Source organism: Aeromonas mytilicola subsp. aquatica (assembly GCF_044336385.1).
In the GTDB taxonomy this organism is placed as follows: domain Bacteria; phylum Pseudomonadota; class Gammaproteobacteria; order Enterobacterales; family Aeromonadaceae; genus Aeromonas; species Aeromonas rivipollensis.
The window spans coordinates 1,842,991-1,859,921 of record NZ_CP172298.1 but is presented as its reverse complement, the minus strand read 5'-3'; the positions used below and the strand labels follow the sequence as shown (position 1 = coordinate 1,859,921).

Here is a 16,931-nt window from a genome sequence, read left to right as displayed (position 1 = left end):
CATCCATTACGATTTAGGGCAAATGGACGGCTTGGTTTGAGAACCGTAATCATTGATTGATTGAAATGTCACATCCCCCGTCAAGTTGTCGACGTCGACACGCTCAGTCGCCAATGGTGGGACCATCATGTTGGCGACTCTTGTCTTTCCTACCTGCAGATTGACCATGGTGACAAAATAGGGCGACGGGTTGCGAACCGTCAGCATGCTGCCCTCGAGATTGCAACGCAGCATGGCGGGCGCCTCTATCGGTGGCACGGCCAGCCCTTGGGGTCGATAAAACAACTTGATGACACTCTGGGTGGCAATTTGCAGGGTATTACTATTCTGAGCCGCCTCTGAAACAGCAGGGATGGCCTTGGCATTGAGATAATAAACACTTTCACGATCGGCGGGCAGCGGATTTGCCCCCACATAAATAATTCTTAAGGTGTTCTCTTTTTTCGGCATCAATTTAAACAATGGTGGCGTGACCACAAAGTCATTGCTTTTTTTTCCCTCACTATCCGTGAACCAGGACTGAATCAAAAAAAGCGCCTTCTCATCGGTGTTGGTCACGGCCAACGAAACCTGTTTATTGCCTTGAGGATATATAACGCGAGTGGCACCCAGCACCACACCACCCGCATGAATGGCAGTGCTGATGAAATAGAGGGCAGCCCCTATAAAAAGTGAATGCATGCTTTTGTGCGCTATCATAAATACCTCTCAAGGATAGGCGACTAAAAAATATACTGGAACGCTGACCGGTGACTCACTGGACATGGGCACCAAAAATTTGAATTTGGAGTGGAACCGGAATACGGGACCATTTACGAAACGCAAGAGTGTTGGATCATGGGCAACCTGAATGACCACCCGACCATCGGACCAATTCCAGGCCCCCTCTTCAACCTCATTCGATCTCCCGACATCATCTGTGCCCTCATCCTCGACACCGCTAAAACGGACACTCACATTCTGACTGACCGCAGAGGTGCATTCGCTCAGCCGAATATCAAACAACTTGGCATCGGTCCACTCTGTGGACGTGATTCGCCCCTCTTGCCACGATATCAGCTGCGCTGTTTCGGGTGCGCCAATGGCACAGGTTGAATAAACGACGCGCCCCTCAAGGTTCACATCGCCGGCAGTTCGTACTCGCTTGCCCCCCTCTGCCGCGACACCCAATGGCGTCATGGCGACCAGAATGGACAGCGACATCCCTTGCAATGCTCTTAGCACCGACGGCCCCTTCGAAACGATCGATAACAAGGCGATGACCCAATAGATTGCAGAGCCCTACTCACCAAAAAGGTGCCTCGACTCCTGCACCCGGCTCCCCTGCTGCCAGCTCTCTCGACCCCAGACCGTCAACCGACCATGGGCATTCATCAATCAAGAAGGCTGCCGGTGATACCAGTACCCCATTGCCTTCTCGGAAGACGGAAGTACCGCGGGTAAACAAAAAGAGGAGTGTCATTGCGTGACAGCAAGTGCCTGTACGACTGCCCCCCCGATACCGAGACACCCTGCAATCTAACGTTGGGACATAACGGAATGGGTGGCTCCGACAAGGAGCCACCCAGCCAATTCCCTTACTCGTAATGCACGTTGAAATTGGCCACGCTGCTGACGGGGCCCGGTGTGACCACAGTGCTGGTGGAGATATAGTCGACCGACAACGGTATGACTGTGGTGCCATCTACGAGGGTCACCTTGCTGGAGGGTACACCGGTATTGATCTCCAGCACCTCGCTGTCCGGCCCCATCAGCACCAAACCCACCCCTTGTGCAGCACCAGAACCCGCCGAGTTGGCCAGCACAGAGGTCTTGCCAGGGGCTGTGGTGCCCGTGAATGACACTGCGGCCGTGGCCTGTACACTCGTATCGCAGTCAACCAGTTTGATTTCGAAATTTTCCGGTTGATTTGCAGGCGCATCCGCCGCGCCGTTAAAGGCGGCAGTGCGTACCTGATCCAGATAAACAGTTTGATCCAGGGAGTCGGAGCTCACCGCGCAGGCCGCATTGACAACCTCACCGTTGAAATAAACGGTACCACCGGTCACGATTGTCGCCGGTTCGGCAGCGAATGCATTCAGGCTCATACCAGAGGAGAGCACAACGGCCATGGCCAACAGGGACTTTTTCATAAAAACCTCAAATGAATGTGTAAATTAATAAGCGCCAAAGTCTATCTCTCAGAAAAATACATCCTGAGCATTGATATACATCTGGCAAGTACCTAGCAGTAAATAAACGTCTATGTCACTGACAAAAGTCACCCTGAAAATATATCTCCCTGATATATCTTGTTTTATTAAACTGTAATCATTATTTTGCTCCATGGCGCCATTAATCAGCGCCGCGGCAGTAGGTTATCAATACCAGCAAGAAGCCTCCCTCTCGGGGGGAGAATGAACATATAATGGAGAGTAGAGACATCATCACGGCATCCACATATTGGATGCTGTCATATATGGATCATGCTAGTGGCGTTAGAATGACAGGCTCTATATCAGGCAGTTCGTCCTTGCACAATATAGGATACCAGCGCAGGGAGTTATTCACGTTTTGATATGAACAATAAACTGCCCCCTCATCTGCCAGTGCCAGCAAGTAGAGCCTCGCTGAATAGATGGTCTCATTGCACGCATCTGCAATTTCCCGCGTCTTGGGCCAGTCATCATAAGGCGGGATATTTCCTTCCACCGCAGGGCATAACGCCAGCAACGCACCATAAATCTTCTGTTTTTTGACGTCACTCTTTTTCACAATATGCTCGATTACCAGGTTCTTGATGGCTGATGTTCTGGGTATCAAATACAGACTCACCTAATCAGCTATATAACTTCAATTGTCAGGGGCAGCATCGACTCGCCTCGACAAATGCATAAAACAGTGCCGAACGTGTCACCCCATTTTTTTCCGCCATCACCCGCCTTATCTGCCTGCGTTGTGACTCCGTCAAGGTTGGTGCTTTTTGAGCCTGGGGCTCAGGGCTCACGAGCTGCTTTATCGACTCGTCTGCCTCCACATTTACCGTCAACACCAACTGCAGGACCTCATCGACCACGGCCTCGTGCAGAGGATTTATCACCCCGCCAAACCGCACAAGGTGGCTCAAGCCAGGGCAAGCCGACACTTTCGACGTATGGTGTGTCTCAGGATCGAAGTGAATAAAGAGATAGCCTGGAAATAATGGCTCCCAAACGGACCTTATTTGACCAGGGCGATCCAGCCTCGGCTGATGCATGCGAATCTGGGGTATCAGCACCTCAATATTCAGATGTGCCAGAAATGCTTTAACCCTGAGTGCATTATGTTTTCCTGTCTTGTGACAGGCCAGATACCATCGCTCCACAGTGATTCGTTCCCATACCCATTATCGATGGATGCGCACCGAAAACCGGCAACAAGGGGTAAGCTCCGCCAAAATCGTACCCGGGAGCACAATCTAGACGACATGAATTCGGTGACAATATGAGAGTTCCAATTCATGCCCTCACCTCGATTGAAATAATTCCAATCGAGGCTCGTAAACAGAATTAAACTCTGACACCCACATAATATCCATCAAATAGATGAATTAAAAGGCAATCGAGCAGATCAAAAAACCACAAAGACAATAAAAACAGCATTAAAGTCCAAACAAGACATTGATAGCAACAGATAATCTTTCTATGGGAACGATCCCTCGATACATTCGATCGAGATTAGCCGATAAAAAAACGTTTACGATCAGAAAAAAGCTGTTTTTTATAAGTAATAACTGAACTCTGACTTAATGAAATTTAAATTAAGGTATTCAGAAGCTGGCTCATGGATATAATAATTAGTTTGTGATTAGTTAACATTAAAATAACAATTTGCTAATGAAATATATCGCCTCAGAATGAGGGAGCATTTGAGGCCTTAATTCGACAGACTCAATAACCTGCACCACCGCCCATTTTCCTTTCTCCATCGCTTGCAGCTGTTCTTGTCATCCATATCCGGGGCCGGCTGGCGAGTTTCTTCCATGCATGACGCCATACAGCGGTTCGTACTAAAACGGCTTCAGGCGACATCCACTGGGGGAGCGGTGAGGCGAGATTGGGCGATCGAACGAGACCATGGCGTGAGAGATCAGGACCCTCATCGCTCTGCATTTACACGTCGGTTGCACCTGGGTGATGGGCGCCGACAAGAAAAAGGCCCTTTGCGGGTCTGTCTGCGCAGCAGGCCAAGCGGCCTATGCGGGGAGCGGCGGACACAGCAAAGCCCGGACAACCTCGGCCGGGTCTATGAGTGAAGCGGCGCCTGTCCTGGCGCCATCCGACAAGACAAGAAGGCCGGATCCCGCGCCCGGTTGCGTACAAACGGCCACCCGAAAATGGCCGGGCCCAGCCCCGCAGGGCGTCGCTGTCCGCCTCCACTCTTCACCTTCACTCTTCGCCTCCACTCTCCACCTTAACTGCCCGCCTTCATTACCCTTATTGATTGCCCATCCCCTGCTCATTGCCCGTAATAGTGTTCCAGCAGCGCGTCGGCGTCGGCCACGGAGATCTGCATCTGGGGCCAGCGCTCGCCCTTCTCCCTGATAGCCTGCAGGCTCTTCTTCTGGGGGCGAAGCTGGCTGCCAAGCCGCCGGTTCAGGGCCACGTAGTGGGTGATGACAGCCTGCCGGCTGAAGAGGCCCGGGGTCAGATCCTGCCGGTAGCCCCGAAACGGCTGCTGCAACCCCTGATAGACCGCCAGGTGATAGACAGAGTGGTGGTCTTCTTCCTCGAAGTAGCGGCTGGTGACGTGCAGGTTGTGACCGGGGCGTGCCGCCACGCTTAGGGCAAACTGCCGCAACTGATCCCGGTGAAACTCGGATCGACCAAATCCCGGCGTGAAGGGGTTGTTGGCCACAGCCACAAACAGCGAGGCGGGGTGCTTGAGCGGGGCAAGCAAGGCCCGCTCGATGCGTTGGTAGTTGGCCGGATAATCGAACCACAGGCTGGCATCGATGGCGATCTAGCCCTGGAACTGGCCGCTGTCTCTGGCCACCGCATCCAGCGTCAGCAGGCCCCCGAGGGAGTGGCCCACCAGCAGGGCCGGCGAGGCGGTGCCATAGTCCCGCTCGATAAGCGCAGCATCTCGCTGCAGGAGGCCGCCGAGCACGCTGGTTAAAGCCATGTCGCGAACTTCATCACGGCGTTTCGCAAGCTGTTTGGCTATTCGCCCAGACAGGTCTCCCGGCACGGGCGGGCACACACTGAGTAGCCGCCGCAGCCAGCCGGCACCAAGGTCTGCACATCCATCCGCCCCTTGCCGCTCGCGCTGCTTCACCCTCTTGTTCATGCGCAATACATCTTTGCTCTGGAATAGTAGAGGCCGACACAGTTGGGGGGCGCTTGAAATCAGCGCTCGTCATCCACACATTCAGTGCATACAATGCGTTAACGAAGCGGAATCTGCCGCCTCACCCCGGAAATCAAGAGGACACCAAGATGGATACCCGTTCTATCTACACTGGCACCCAGAGTGCCACACGTGACACCAACAAGGTGCTGCGCAACACCTATATGCTGCTCTCCCTCACTCTTGGCTTCTCTGCCGTGGTGGCCGGGGTTGCCACCGTGATGAACATGCCGCCTCTGCACTGGGCCGTGTTCCTCATCGGTGTCTATGGTCTGATGTTCCTGACCGAGAAGAACCGTGACAACGGCATGGGGCTGGTGTTCACCTTCGCCCTGACCGGCCTGCTGGGCTACAGCCTGGGTCCCATCATCAACATGTACATGAACAACGGTGGTGGCGAGATAGTGATGACCGCGCTCGGCGGCACGGCGCTCACCTTCTTCGGTCTGTCGGCCTATGCCCTGACCACCAAGCGTGACCTCTCCTTCATCGGCGGCATGCTGTTCGTCGGTTTCTGGGTACTGCTGGTGGCCATGGTCGCCAACATCTTCCTGCAGATGAGCGCCCTGAGCCTGGCCCTGTCCGCCATGTTCATGCTGTTCTCCTCCGGTGCCATCCTGCTGACCACCCAGCAGATAGTGCGCGGCGGCGAGACCAACTACATCTCCGCCACAGTGACGCTCTATGTCTCCATCTACAACATCTTCCTGAGTCTGCTGAGCCTGCTTGGCGGCAACCGCAACTGATGAAAAACCCCGCTTCGGCGGGGTTTTTATTGGCACCTGTTTCTGTCAGGATAAGTTGCAAATCAAGGATATGAAGCTAAGTGGCCCTGATCCAAATCAGGGCCACTTCGTTGTCGACGGGTTATGCTGTCGCTTTCGTTTCGCTCAAGGGTTGCCTTCATCCCATGCCCATGGATTTCTCAAGCTGGCTGCACTGGCTGCTGACAGATAGCCACATCCATTTCATTTCGCTCAAGGGTGGTGCCTAGCATGCCCATGGATTTCTCAGGTTTATTGCGCCGTCTGCTGACCGACAGCCACATCTACTTCGCTCTCAAGGTGCTGCTGGCCATCCTGGGGCTGCTCGCCTTCGCCCTGGTCACAGGGGACATCCAGCTCACCGTGCTGCTCTCCCTCGGGGTAGTGGCGGGGGCCATCGCCGAAACCGATGACAGCCTGTGGGGCCGGGTCAAGAACCTCGCCATGACGCTGGTCTGTTTCCTGTTTGCCTCCCTGTGCGTGCAGTACCTCTTCCCCACCCCCTGGCTGTTTGCCCTGGGGCTCGCGGGATCCACCTTTATCTTCGTGATGGTGGGGGCGCTGGGGCAGCGCTACGCCACCATCAGCTTCGGCTCCCTGCTTATCGCCATCTACACCATGCTGGGGGCCGCCAAGGCGCCGGATCTCTTCTACCAGCCGCTGGCGCTCGGTGCCGGCGCCCTCTGGTACGGCCTGGTGTCGCTGGTCTGGCTCTGGCTGCTGCCCTACAAGACACTGCACGAGCAGCTCGCCCAGAGCTATTTCGCCCTCGGCCGCTACCTGCTGGAAAAATCCCGCTTCTTCCCGGCGGACGAGCACGGCGCACAGGCCATTCGCCACAACCTGGCCCAGCTCAACATCAACCTGGTCAATGCCCTGAACCTGACCAAGACGGCGCTCAACGCCCGCCTCAGCACCCGCCATCAGGCGGCGCCCGAGCTCGCGAGCCTGCTGCGGCTCTACCTGCTGGCGCTGGAGATCCAGGAGCGGGCCACCTCCAGCCACTACCCCTACAGCAAGCTGGAGGAAGAGCTCAAGCAGGGCATAGTGCTGGACGGCTTCCAGGAGGTGTTCCTGCAGCTCTCAGAAGCGTGTCAGCGGCTCGGTTACGCCATCCTGGTACACAAGCCCTATGCCCATCACAAGCGCATCCACTGGACCCTGGAGGCCCTCGGCGATCAGCTGGAGTTCACCCATCTCAAGCAGCACTATCCCAAGACCCTGCTGACGCCGATGAAGTTCCTGCGCCGGAACCTGGCCAGCATCAACGAGCTGCTGGCCAGTGCCGAGGAGCTGCAAAACCCCGCCTCCTCTCCCGCCAGCCTGCCGCCCCTGGCGAGGCCAGCCTCCTTGCCGCTGCTGACCCTGCTAAAGCAGCACCTGACCCCGAACTCCATGGTGTTTCGCCACGCCCTGCGGCTGTCGCTGGGCCTGGTGGTGGGTTACGGCATCCTGCAGGCGTTCAGTCTGGACAAGGGCTACTGGATACTGCTGACGGTGCTGTTCGTCTGCCAGCCGAGCTACAGCGCCACCCGGCGCCGTCTGGTACAGCGGATGCTCGGTACCTTCGCCGGCATCTTGATAGGCGTACCCGTGCTCTGGCTCTTCCCCGAGCTGCACCTGCAACTGGGGATCATGGGGCTGGCCGCCTTCCTGTTCTTCACCCAGGTGCGCAGCAACTACAGCGCCGCCGTCTGCTTCATCACCCTCTATGTGCTGATGGCGTTCAACCTGCTGGACGGCATCGGCTTCGCCATCCTGGGGCCGCGCCTGCTCGATACCCTGCTCGGCTGCCTGCTCTCCTATGCGCTGGTGGCCTGGCTCTGGCCGGACTGGCAATACAAGCGGCTGCCGACCCTGATTGCCAACTCCCTCTCCGCCAACGCCCGCTACCTGTCGGCTGTGCTCGCCAGCCTGCACCGCCAGCGCGACGAGTCCCTCGACTACCGGGTGGCCCGCAAGTGCGCCCACCTGGCCGACAGCGAGCTGGCCATGGCCTGGCAGAGCATGCTGGTTGAGCCGAGCAAACGCCGCCGCTTCCTCGATCTCTGCTTCACCCTCACCTGGCGCAACCACGCCCTGCTCTCCTACATCTCGGCCCTAGGGGCCCATCGCGACAGGCTGGAGCCCATCGAGGGCCTTGATGAGATCAGCCGCCACATCAGCCATACCCTGGAGCGGGCCGCCGGCCATCTGGCGGGGGAGATGCCGGCCCAGCTCGAGGGCTCATGCCCGGCCATAGCCCCGGACAGCAGCGAGGAACAGCTGATGCTGACCCAGCAGCTCAATCTCATCAGCCAGCTGGCGGATGAGTTGCTGATGCTGGCCAACGACGGCCAACTGCTCACCCGGCAAGGCAACGCCTGACGGCTGAAGGAAGACAACAGTCCAGAGAACGTTCACCTGGCGGGGCGACTGCCCCGCTTGGTGAATTCTGTGCCTTGGCGCGCCTTGGCCGGTTGCTCGCCGAAGATCAAGACGCTACCATGCCCGCCCAATCCCGACAGCCCGAGGAGCCTCCATGTCCGAGCACCCGTCCGAACAACATCAGCTGCATTTCAACGGCCAACTCATCGAGACCGATGCCAAGGGCTATCTGCGCCACAGCGAAGAGTGGAGCGAGGCGCTGGCGCTGGTATTGGCCGAGCAGGAGGGCATAGTGCTGGAGGAGCCGCACTGGGAAGTGGTGCGCTTCGTGCGGGCCTTCTATCTGGAGTTCAACACCTCCCCCGCCATCCGTGCCCTGGTCAAGGCGATGGAGAAGCAGTACGGCCCGGAGAAGGGCAACAGCCGCTACCTCTACAAACTGTTCCCCGAGGGGCCTGCCAAGCAGGCCACCAAGATTGCCGGCCTGCCCAAGCCGGTGAAGTGCATCTAAAAACCCGCCCGGCCTCTCGCCACGAGAGACCCTGAACGGGTGCAAAAAAATACCGCGCCCATCTGTGAAATGAGGCGCGGTATTTTTTTGTTCGGCGTTCGTCAAACCCGCATCAGGGGTTGTAGGCCACCACTGAGCCGCTCAGCCCCGTCATCTGGCTTATCCTGCTCTGCATGCCCTGCAGCTTGGCCTTGGAGACATCCGGCCCGATAAAGACCCGGTTGATCTGCCCCTGCACCGGGGTTCTCGGCGAGGTCTGGGCCGAGTAGCCGGCCGCCCTCAGCTTGCCCACCAGGGCATTGACGCTGTCAGCATTCTTGAAGGCGCCGAGCTGCAGGATCCAGCTGCCCTGGGCCGGGGCTGCCGCCGCGGGTGCCGGGATCGCCGCCTGGGTCGTCATCTTGCTCGCGATGAGATCGTCCATGGACTTGATCTGACCCACCTGCGGCTTGCTCTCCACCGGCTTCTTCACCTCGACCGGCTTGGGGGGCACCGGCTTGGGCTTGGGTTGCTCCACCGGTTTCTTGGCCACCACCTCGGGCTTGGGCACGGGTTTGGGTTCAGGCTTGGCTGCAACCTGGGTCGCTGGCTGTGCCTGGGCGGCAGCAGTGGCCTGATTGGCGGCCAGGGTCACCGTATCCCCAATCTCTTCTACCTGCCACTGGGTGGCGGCAGAGGCCTGCTGCTGGCTCGCCAAGTGATCGGCCGGCAGGGTGCTGGCGGCAGAGACCTGCAAGGCGGGCTTGGCTGGCTCAAGCTCAGGGCGCAGTGGGATCTTGGCAAACGCCTCTTCCTTCTGCTCCAGCTTGTTGCCGTCCATCAGGTCCGGCAGAAAGATGACAACCAGGGCGACCAGGATGACGGTCCCCACTAATCTGTTTTGAAACTTCGAAGCCAAGTTAATTTCCACCCATGTTACTTAAACTCAACTGCAATCTTGCGGACATCCACGATGAACGGTCCCCAGCAGCCATGCTGTTTTGCAACCTCGCAGCCAAGTTAATTTCCACCCATGTTACTTAAACTCAACTGCAATCTTGCGGACATCCACGATGAACGGTCCCCAGCAGCCATGCTGTTTTGCAACCTCGCAGCCAAGTTAATTTCCACCCATGTCACTTAAACTCAACTGCAATCTTGCGGACATCGACGATGCGAAGAGCAGGTCGGGCAGCTCAGACGCTCGCCGCCAGCACGTCGGCGACAGTGTAAAACGAACCAAAGACGATGACCATATCATCAGGACTCGATGCGGTCAGGGCAGCCCGATAAGCAACGCTCACGCCGTCAAAGGTCGCCGCCGGGCCCTGCCCGTCCCCGAGGGCGGCGGCAAGCTGCTCAGCAGTGGCGGCGCGCGGGCCTGTGAGGCTGGCCAGGAACCACTGGTCGATGAGGCCATCAAGTTCGGCGAGCGACCCCGCCATGTCCTTGTCTTTCAGCATGCCGACCACGGCGCGGCGCACACCCGAGCAGGGCATCTTGCGCAGCTGGCTCGCCAGATAGGCCGCCGAATGGGGATTGTGGGCCACATCGACGATGACCAGCGGCTCGCTTTGCAGACGCTGCATCCGCCCCGCCAGCCGGGCACTGGCCAGCCCTTCACGGATGGCGGACTCCGCCAATGGCAAACCGAGGGATTCCAGCGCCGCCAACACTGTGACCGCGTTCATCAGCGGCAAGGCCGGTTTGGGCAGCCCCAGCCAGTGATTCAGGCCGTGATAATCCCAACCGGTGTCGTGCTCATCGCCGTGGAAGTCGCGGCCGACCTGACGCAAAGAGGCGCCGATGCGTGCCGCTTCGCTCGCTATGGTCGCTGGGGGATTGGGCTCGCCGCTGATGGCAGGTTTGCCTGCGCGGTAGACGCCGGCTTTTTCCACCGCCACAGCTTCTCGGGTATCCCCGAGCCAGTCGCAGTGATCGAGCGCAATGGAGGTAATCATGGCCACATCGGACTCCACCACATTGGTGGCGTCGAGCCGGCCGCCCAGCCCCACTTCCAGCAGCAGCACATCGGGGGCGGCGCGGCAGAAGAGCCACAGGCCCGCCAGGGTGGCGAACTCGAAGAAGGTGAGCGCTATCTCGCCGCGAGCGGCTTCCACCTCGGCAAAGGCGGCGCAGTGCTCGCTGTCAGAGAGCTCGGCCCCGTCGATACGCACCCGCTCGGTAAAGCGCAGCAGGTGCGGCGAGGAGTAGACCCCTACCTTGTAACCGGCGGCCATCAGTATGCTGGCGGCCATGGCACAGGAGGAGCCCTTGCCGTTGGTGCCCGCCACAGTGATCACCTTGAACGGCAACCGGGTGAGACCCATGCGCCGGGCGACGGCGCCGACCCGCTCCAGCCCCATGTCGATATTGACCGGGTGGATCTGTTCCAAATAAGAAAGCCAGTCGACCAGCGACCGGCTTTGAGATTGTTGCATGTGCGAACTCATGTTCAGTCTTCGATGACCTGAGTGTTCATCAGCTTGGCCAGCAGGCCGGCCAGACGGTTGCGCATTTCGCGCCTGTCGATGATGAGATCGATGGCGCCCTTCTCCAGCAGGAACTCGGAGCGCTGGAAGCCTTCCGGCAGCTTCTCGCGCACTGTCTGCTCGATGACGCGGGGACCGGCGAAGCCGATCAGCGCCTTGGGCTCGCCCACGTTGATGTCACCCAGCATGGCCAGACTGGCGGAGACGCCCCCCATGGTGGGGTCGGTCAGCACAGAGATGAAGGGCAGGCCCGCCTTAGTGAGGCGATCGAGCGCCGCACTGGTCTTGGCCATCTGCATCAGGGAGAAGAGCGCTTCCTGCATCCGCGCCCCACCAGAGGTGGAGAAGCAGACCAGGCCGCGGCCTTCCTTGATGCACTCCTCGACGGCGCGCACGAAGCGGGCACCGACCACGGAGGACATGGAGCCACCGATGAAGGAGAACTCGAATGAACAGGCGACGACCGGCACCCCCTTGAGGGTCCCCTTCATCACCACCAGCGCATCTTTTTCTCCCGTCTCTTTCTGAGCGGCAGACAAACGATCCTTGTAGCGCTTGGAATCCTTGAATTTCAAGATGTCCTGCGGCTCCAGCTCGGCACCGACTTCGGTGCGGCCCTGCTCGTCGAGGAAGCTCTCGAGGCGGGCACGGGCGCTGATCCGCATATGATGATCACACTTGGGGCACACTTCGAGATTGCGCTCCAGTTCTGCCCGGTAGAGCACCTGTTCGCAAGCGGTACACTTGGTCCACACCCCTTCCGGAATGTTGTGACGACGCGGTGTAGTGATCTTGCTCTTGGGAAGGATCTTCTCAAGCCAGCTCATGGAATTCCTTAATGCTTTTGTGCCTGACAAAACGCATCGGGCCTTGATTGTTCAATGACTTACGGCTCGATGGCAATAAATGACGGATCATTAAACCACAAATTTTCGGGCCCAGTTACTAAAAACTGGTCGTACCCGGTGCCGAGTCCGGCAGCCACAGCGGGCCGAGCGGCAACTGCGGCAGGCCAAACTCTGCCGGGTAATCCACGTCCACCAGATAGAGCCCCCCCGCCTTGGCGGTCGGCCCCGCCAGATTGCGATCCTTTGCCGCCAGCACCTCGGCTATCCACTCCACCGGTTTGAGGCCCTGCCCCACCAGCAGCAGGGAGCCGGTGATGTTGCGCACCATGTGGTGCAGGAAGGCGTTGGCCTTGATGTCGAGCACTATGTAGGGGCCGGAGCGGCTGACGCACAGATGCGTCACATTGCGCCAGGGGGTGTTGGACTGGCAGGCGATGGCACGGAAGGTGCTGAAGTCGTGCTCCCCGAGCAGGCTCTGGCCCGCCTGGTGCATCAGGTCGGCGTCTATGGTCTCGTGGTAGTGGCTGACGCCGCTGCCGAGAATGGCCGGGCGGAAGTTATGGTTGTAGATCACATAACGGTAGCGACGGGCGGTGGCGCTGAAGCGGGCGTGGAAGCTCTCGTCCACCTCCTTGACCCAGCGCACGGCGATGTCAGGGGGCAGGTTGGAGTTGAGCCCCAGGGTCCAGGCGCCCTCGGCGCGGTTGGCCTCGGTATCGAAGTGGATCACCTGACCTGTGGCGTGCACCCCGGCATCGGTACGGCCGGCGCACTGGATGGAGACGGGGTGGTTGGCGATGCGGCTGAGGGCTTTTTCCAGTTCGGCCTGCACGCTGATCACTTCGCGCTGACGCTGCCAGCCGAAGTACCGGCTGCCGTCGTATTCAATACCTAGGGCAATTCGCATGGATGAATCTTGTCTTGTGGGGAAAGGATGAAAGAAACGGGCCGGATTATACGCCCTTGGGCCCAAAAGTCCCAGTTCGGGCCGGCATCCCGTGCCGGCGACCAAAATGAAAGAGGGCAGCCCGCGGGCTGCCCTCTGTGTTCATCACCGGCAAAGGGGGATCACCCCAGGCGCCTGAGCAGCTTCTCGGCTTCGCTGCGCTGGTGCTCGCTGCCCTGGGCCGCCGCCTCTTGCAGCAGCTCGCGGGCGCTCTCCTTGTCGTCGATCTCGAGGTAGGCCCGGGCCAGATCCAGCTTGGCCCCCACGCCGCCGTCATCGGCATCCACGTCAAATCCGGTAGACTGGGGCAACACCTCGGGGAAGCCATCCAGCCCCACGTCCAGGGAGAAGCCCTGGTAGGGCTCCTGCTCAGTGCTGCTGGCGTTGGCCTCGGCCAGGAGCTTGTCTATCTCCACGTAGTCGTTCGCCTGCGCCTGCTCACGGGGTTTCAGATCGCCCTGATGGGACTCCACCTCGGTGAAGGCATCCTCGAAGTCGGCCAGGGCCAGCTCGTTGGGATCCCAGGCCGGCGGTTGGGCAGCGCCCTTGGCCTGCGTCGGTTCGAGTCCGAGCTCGGCCAGCATGTCATCGATATCATCCTTGCCATAGGCGTCGTCGCCTCGGGAGTCGGTGGCAGGCTCGTGGAAGTCGGTCTCGAGATCGCTGAGATCAAAGTTGGCGAGGGCCGCATCGCGCTGGCTTCTGCTCTGCGCCTGGCTGAGATCGGCCTCGAGATCGGCATCCAGCTCGGCGAACAGGGCCGCTTGCAGCTCCTCCTCGCTCATGATCTCGTCGCTGGCCCGGGCCTTGGCCTCGGACTCGCCGGAGAGATCCAGCTCAGGGGCCAGGGGCAGACCGAAGTCCCCCTCGTGGGCCAGATCGAGCTCGGGCACCAGATCCGGATCCCGGTTGGCCGTCGTCACCGCAGGCTCCACATCGAAGGCGGACAGGGCCATCTCATCATCGCTGAAGATGACGTCAGTCGGGGCCTTGGCCCCCTCCTGGCTACCATTGCCGCCCGGCTCATTGAGATCCGGCATGGGGTGCATGGGCTCGTCATCGGCGATGCCGACCGTCATCAGCTGGTCAAACTCGCTGCTCTCCTCCCCCATCACCATGGAGGTGGACTCCGACAGGCTCTTCTCCTGCTCTTCCAGCTCGCGGCGGGCGCGGGCCCGCAGCCAGAGCGTCACCAGCGCCAGCACCAGCAGTACGGGCAGCAGTATGATCATGGCGAGGTTCAGCGGCGAGGCGAGCAGCTCCATCACCCAGTTCTGCTTGGGTTCGGGGGCCACCACGGGCGGCACCGGCTTGGCCTTGAGCTCCGCCACCTCTTTTTGCAGCGCGGTCTGATCCTGCAACTGGGCCTTGAGGGTCTCCACCTCTTCGGTCAGGGACTGCAGGCGCAGCTTGAGCCTGTGGTTCATCTCGGTGACCTGACCGAGCTGGGCGTTGGCATCTTCCAGCGCCAGCGCCATTTCGGTGGAGGGTTTGCCCACCACGGTCGCGGCACTGACCGGCAAGGGGGCCGGGGCAGCGGTTGGCGCGGCGGCACTCGCCGCCGGGGCAGGCTCGAGTGCCTTGGCGATCGTGGTCACCTCGGTGGCCGCCTGGGGCGCGCTCACCTTTGGGGCGGCCGTCGGAATGGGGGCCGCCTTGGCCACGGCCTTGACCGGCGCGCTGGCCGCCGGCTTGGTCGCCACCGGATGGGGCTGCTTCTCGGCCAGGTATTTGGGGCTCAGCCCCTTCCAGCTGGCGTTGTCGCTGTTGAAGCGGCGACGGGCCTCGGCGTCCGTGATGCGGCCCGCCTCGGCGGCGCTGGGCAGCAGAATGCGGGATCCCACCAGGATGTGGTTGATGTTGCCGTCGGCAAAGCTCTTGGGATTCTTGTCATAGATCGCCACCATGGTCTGGTAGACGGTCACCCGGCTGGAGGGGCGATGCTTGCTCGCCAGACTCCAAAGGGTATCGGTAGAACGGACAGGGCCATAGCTGCCTGCCGCCGCGCTGGGCGCCTGACGCACCATGGGCTGGGCCCTGGGAGCCGGCTGGGCCGGTGCCACGGGCTGGGCCTGAGGTTGAACGACAGGAGGCGCGGCACCGTCCGGGCCCTTGAGCTCGACAAAGAAAGGCTCTCGCCCCGCCTCATCGGCCTGAGCCGTGCCCAGAAGACCCAATGCGAGTAGCGTTGCCAGCGTTATGCGGGAATGTCCCATATTCGTTCCTTCGTATGATGGCCCTATCACATTGAAAAATCTGGATAGTTACCCCAAAACAATCGGCTCAATATAAATCAGCCGCCGGTCTCAAGCCAGCGATCCGACATATTTCCCGTCCGGCGCCTATCAGATGCGAGCCCGATCCAGGCCAGACATGAGTCCCAGATCTGAACCCGAGTGTAGAAAAAAACCTAGCTCACTGATATCACGCGACATTCTTAAACCCGGAGAGTGCGCCCCCGGTCACATCCCTAGCCTCTCAGTCACCTCCTAGGGCGGGGTTCCCTCCCCGCCACAGGCCGCAAAGCAGCCTCAGAGGTAATCGCGCACCAGCAGTTCGGCGATCTGCACGCTGTTGGTCGCCGCGCCCTTACGAACGTTATCGGCCACGATCCACATATTGATACCGCTCGGGTGAGAAATATCCTGGCGCACCCGGCCGACCAGCACCTCGTCCTTGCCGGTGCCGTCACGCACCGGGGTCGGGTAGTCGGCATCGTCTTCGAACAGGGTGACACCCGGGGCATTGCGCAGCAGCTCCTTGACCTGCTCGGCATCCAGCGGCTGGTGCAGCTCGACGTGGACCGCCTCGGCGTGACCGTAGAAGACGGGCACCCGCACGCAGGTGGGGTTCACGGCTATGCTGGCATCCCCCAGGATCTTCTGGGTCTCCCACACCATCTTCATCTCTTCACGGGTGTAACCGTTGTCGGTGAAGCTGTCGATCTGCGGGATCAGGTTGAAGGCGATCTGCTGCGGGTAGAGGGTCGGTTCCACCGGACGGCCGTTGAGCAGATGGGCAGTCTGACCGGCCAGCTCGCTCACCCCTTCCTTGCCGGAGCCGGAGACGGACTGGTAGGTCGCCACGTTGATGCGGGCTATGCCCACCTCGTCCTGCAGCGGCTTCAGGGCAACCAGCATCTGTATGGTGGAGCAGTTGGGGTTGGCGATGATGTTGCGATTGCGAAAATCCGCCAGGGCATCCGGGTTCACTTCCGGGATCACCAGGGGGATGTCTTCGTCGTAACGGAAGCAGGAGGTGTTGTCGATGACGATGCAGCCCTGCTCGGCCGCGATGGGCGCCCACTTGGCAGAGACCTCGGCCCCGGCGGAGAAGAGGGCGATCTGCACCTGGCTCCAGTCAAACTCCTCGACATCCTTGATCTCGATGTTCTTGCCGCCAAAGCGCACGGTATCACCGGCGCTGCGGCTGGAGGCCAGAGGATAGAGGGTGGCGACCGGGAAGGCACGCTCCTCCAGGATCTCGATCATGGCCTGACCCACGGCGCCGCTCGCGCCCAGTACAGCTACGTTGAATTGTTGACTCACTGATGTTCTCTCCTGTGATATTGCCCGCCGATGAGGCCGACCGGGTCGGCATCAGGGGTGGCAAGCGTGATCTGTCTGATGGTCGGCCGGCAGGGTGCCTGGCCGAAAC

At 59.9% G+C, this 16,931-nt stretch carries 16 protein-coding genes; 3 read left to right on the top strand and 13 right to left on the bottom strand.

Going from position 1 to position 16,931, the window contains the following annotated elements:
- Positions 1–6: 6 nt before the first annotated feature.
- The 7 genes from ACFWHB_RS08660 to ACFWHB_RS08630 form a co-directional block, all read right to left on the bottom strand.
- On the bottom strand, positions 7–699 hold the full coding sequence (locus tag ACFWHB_RS08660) for a fimbrial biogenesis chaperone (RefSeq protein WP_204356796.1): 693 nt from the start codon (positions 697–699) through the stop codon (positions 7–9).
- Positions 700–708: 9 nt separating this feature from the next.
- A complete protein-coding gene (locus ACFWHB_RS08655) occupies positions 709–1,203 on the bottom strand; it encodes a fimbrial protein (protein ID WP_111911534.1) in 495 nt (164 codons plus the stop codon).
- A gap of 374 nt (positions 1,204–1,577) precedes the next feature.
- The gene (locus ACFWHB_RS08650; RefSeq protein ID WP_111911536.1) at positions 1,578–2,132 is read right to left on the bottom strand and encodes a fimbrial protein; all 555 of its coding nucleotides are present in this window, start codon (positions 2,130–2,132) and stop codon (positions 1,578–1,580) included.
- Between the two features lie 331 nt (positions 2,133–2,463).
- Positions 2,464–2,754: a FaeA/PapI family transcriptional regulator gene (locus tag ACFWHB_RS08645; RefSeq protein WP_395949959.1), complete on the bottom strand. Its 291-nt coding sequence runs from the start codon at positions 2,752–2,754 to the stop codon at positions 2,464–2,466.
- A gap of 85 nt (positions 2,755–2,839) precedes the next feature.
- A complete protein-coding gene (locus tag ACFWHB_RS08640; RefSeq protein WP_395949958.1) occupies positions 2,840–3,343 on the bottom strand; it encodes a transcription termination/antitermination NusG family protein in 504 nt (167 codons plus the stop codon).
- Between the two features lie 1,133 nt (positions 3,344–4,476).
- Complete coding sequence (locus ACFWHB_RS08635) at positions 4,477–4,917, bottom strand: hypothetical protein (protein WP_395949957.1); 441 nt, start codon at positions 4,915–4,917, stop codon at positions 4,477–4,479.
- Between the two features lie 63 nt (positions 4,918–4,980).
- On the bottom strand, positions 4,981–5,142 hold the full coding sequence (locus ACFWHB_RS08630; protein WP_395949956.1) for a hypothetical protein: 162 nt from the start codon (positions 5,140–5,142) through the stop codon (positions 4,981–4,983).
- Between the two features lie 314 nt (positions 5,143–5,456).
- Here ACFWHB_RS08630 and ACFWHB_RS08625 point away from each other — a divergent pair, with 314 nt between their 5' ends.
- From ACFWHB_RS08625 to ACFWHB_RS08615, 3 genes are all read left to right on the top strand, one after another.
- Positions 5,457–6,113 (top strand): Bax inhibitor-1/YccA family protein, encoded by a 657-nt coding sequence (locus tag ACFWHB_RS08625; protein ID WP_290029636.1) that lies wholly within the window; start codon positions 5,457–5,459, stop codon positions 6,111–6,113.
- 249 nt (positions 6,114–6,362) lie between these two features.
- A complete protein-coding gene (gene yccS / locus ACFWHB_RS08620) occupies positions 6,363–8,498 on the top strand; it encodes a YccS family putative transporter (RefSeq protein ID WP_395949955.1) in 2,136 nt (711 codons plus the stop codon).
- Positions 8,499–8,652: 154 nt separating this feature from the next.
- Positions 8,653–9,009: a TusE/DsrC/DsvC family sulfur relay protein gene (locus ACFWHB_RS08615; protein ID WP_041204294.1), complete on the top strand. Its 357-nt coding sequence runs from the start codon at positions 8,653–8,655 to the stop codon at positions 9,007–9,009.
- Between the two features lie 112 nt (positions 9,010–9,121).
- Here ACFWHB_RS08615 and dedD read toward each other — a convergent pair whose 3' ends face one another.
- The 6 genes from dedD to ACFWHB_RS08585 form a co-directional block, all read right to left on the bottom strand.
- Positions 9,122–9,907, bottom strand: coding sequence for a cell division protein DedD (gene dedD, locus ACFWHB_RS08610; RefSeq protein ID WP_395949954.1), 786 nt, complete (start codon positions 9,905–9,907; stop codon positions 9,122–9,124).
- Between the two features lie 277 nt (positions 9,908–10,184).
- On the bottom strand, positions 10,185–11,441 hold the full coding sequence (gene folC, locus ACFWHB_RS08605; RefSeq protein WP_395949953.1) for a bifunctional tetrahydrofolate synthase/dihydrofolate synthase: 1,257 nt from the start codon (positions 11,439–11,441) through the stop codon (positions 10,185–10,187).
- A 2-nt stretch (positions 11,442–11,443) separates the two neighbouring features.
- Positions 11,444–12,307: an acetyl-CoA carboxylase, carboxyltransferase subunit beta gene (gene accD, locus ACFWHB_RS08600; protein ID WP_025327347.1), complete on the bottom strand. Its 864-nt coding sequence runs from the start codon at positions 12,305–12,307 to the stop codon at positions 11,444–11,446.
- Between the two features lie 118 nt (positions 12,308–12,425).
- The gene (gene truA / locus ACFWHB_RS08595) at positions 12,426–13,235 is read right to left on the bottom strand and encodes a tRNA pseudouridine(38-40) synthase TruA (RefSeq protein WP_163148640.1); all 810 of its coding nucleotides are present in this window, start codon (positions 13,233–13,235) and stop codon (positions 12,426–12,428) included.
- Between the two features lie 161 nt (positions 13,236–13,396).
- Positions 13,397–15,490 (bottom strand): FimV/HubP family polar landmark protein, encoded by a 2,094-nt coding sequence (locus tag ACFWHB_RS08590; protein ID WP_395949952.1) that lies wholly within the window; start codon positions 15,488–15,490, stop codon positions 13,397–13,399.
- Between the two features lie 315 nt (positions 15,491–15,805).
- Positions 15,806–16,822 (bottom strand): aspartate-semialdehyde dehydrogenase, encoded by a 1,017-nt coding sequence (locus ACFWHB_RS08585; RefSeq protein ID WP_111911552.1) that lies wholly within the window; start codon positions 16,820–16,822, stop codon positions 15,806–15,808.
- Positions 16,823–16,931: the final 109 nt, after the last annotated feature.

Coding starts and splice junctions, on each gene's coding strand:
- folC (WP_395949953.1), bottom strand. CDS start 11,441: ATGAGTTCGCACATGCAACAATCTCAAAGCCGGTCGCTGGTCGACTGG.
- yccS (WP_395949955.1), top strand. CDS start 6,363: ATGCCCATGGATTTCTCAGGTTTATTGCGCCGTCTGCTGACCGACAGC.
- ACFWHB_RS08625 (WP_290029636.1), top strand. CDS start 5,457: ATGGATACCCGTTCTATCTACACTGGCACCCAGAGTGCCACACGTGAC.
- truA (WP_163148640.1), bottom strand. CDS start 13,235: ATGCGAATTGCCCTAGGTATTGAATACGACGGCAGCCGGTACTTCGGC.
- accD (WP_025327347.1), bottom strand. CDS start 12,307: ATGAGCTGGCTTGAGAAGATCCTTCCCAAGAGCAAGATCACTACACCG.
- ACFWHB_RS08650 (WP_111911536.1), bottom strand. CDS start 2,132: ATGAAAAAGTCCCTGTTGGCCATGGCCGTTGTGCTCTCCTCTGGTATG.
- ACFWHB_RS08660 (WP_204356796.1), bottom strand. CDS start 699: ATGATAGCGCACAAAAGCATGCATTCACTTTTTATAGGGGCTGCCCTC.
- ACFWHB_RS08590 (WP_395949952.1), bottom strand. CDS start 15,490: ATGGGACATTCCCGCATAACGCTGGCAACGCTACTCGCATTGGGTCTT.
- ACFWHB_RS08615 (WP_041204294.1), top strand. CDS start 8,653: ATGTCCGAGCACCCGTCCGAACAACATCAGCTGCATTTCAACGGCCAA.
- ACFWHB_RS08655 (WP_111911534.1), bottom strand. CDS start 1,203: ATGTCGCTGTCCATTCTGGTCGCCATGACGCCATTGGGTGTCGCGGCA.
- ACFWHB_RS08630 (WP_395949956.1), bottom strand. CDS start 5,142: ATGGCTTTAACCAGCGTGCTCGGCGGCCTCCTGCAGCGAGATGCTGCG.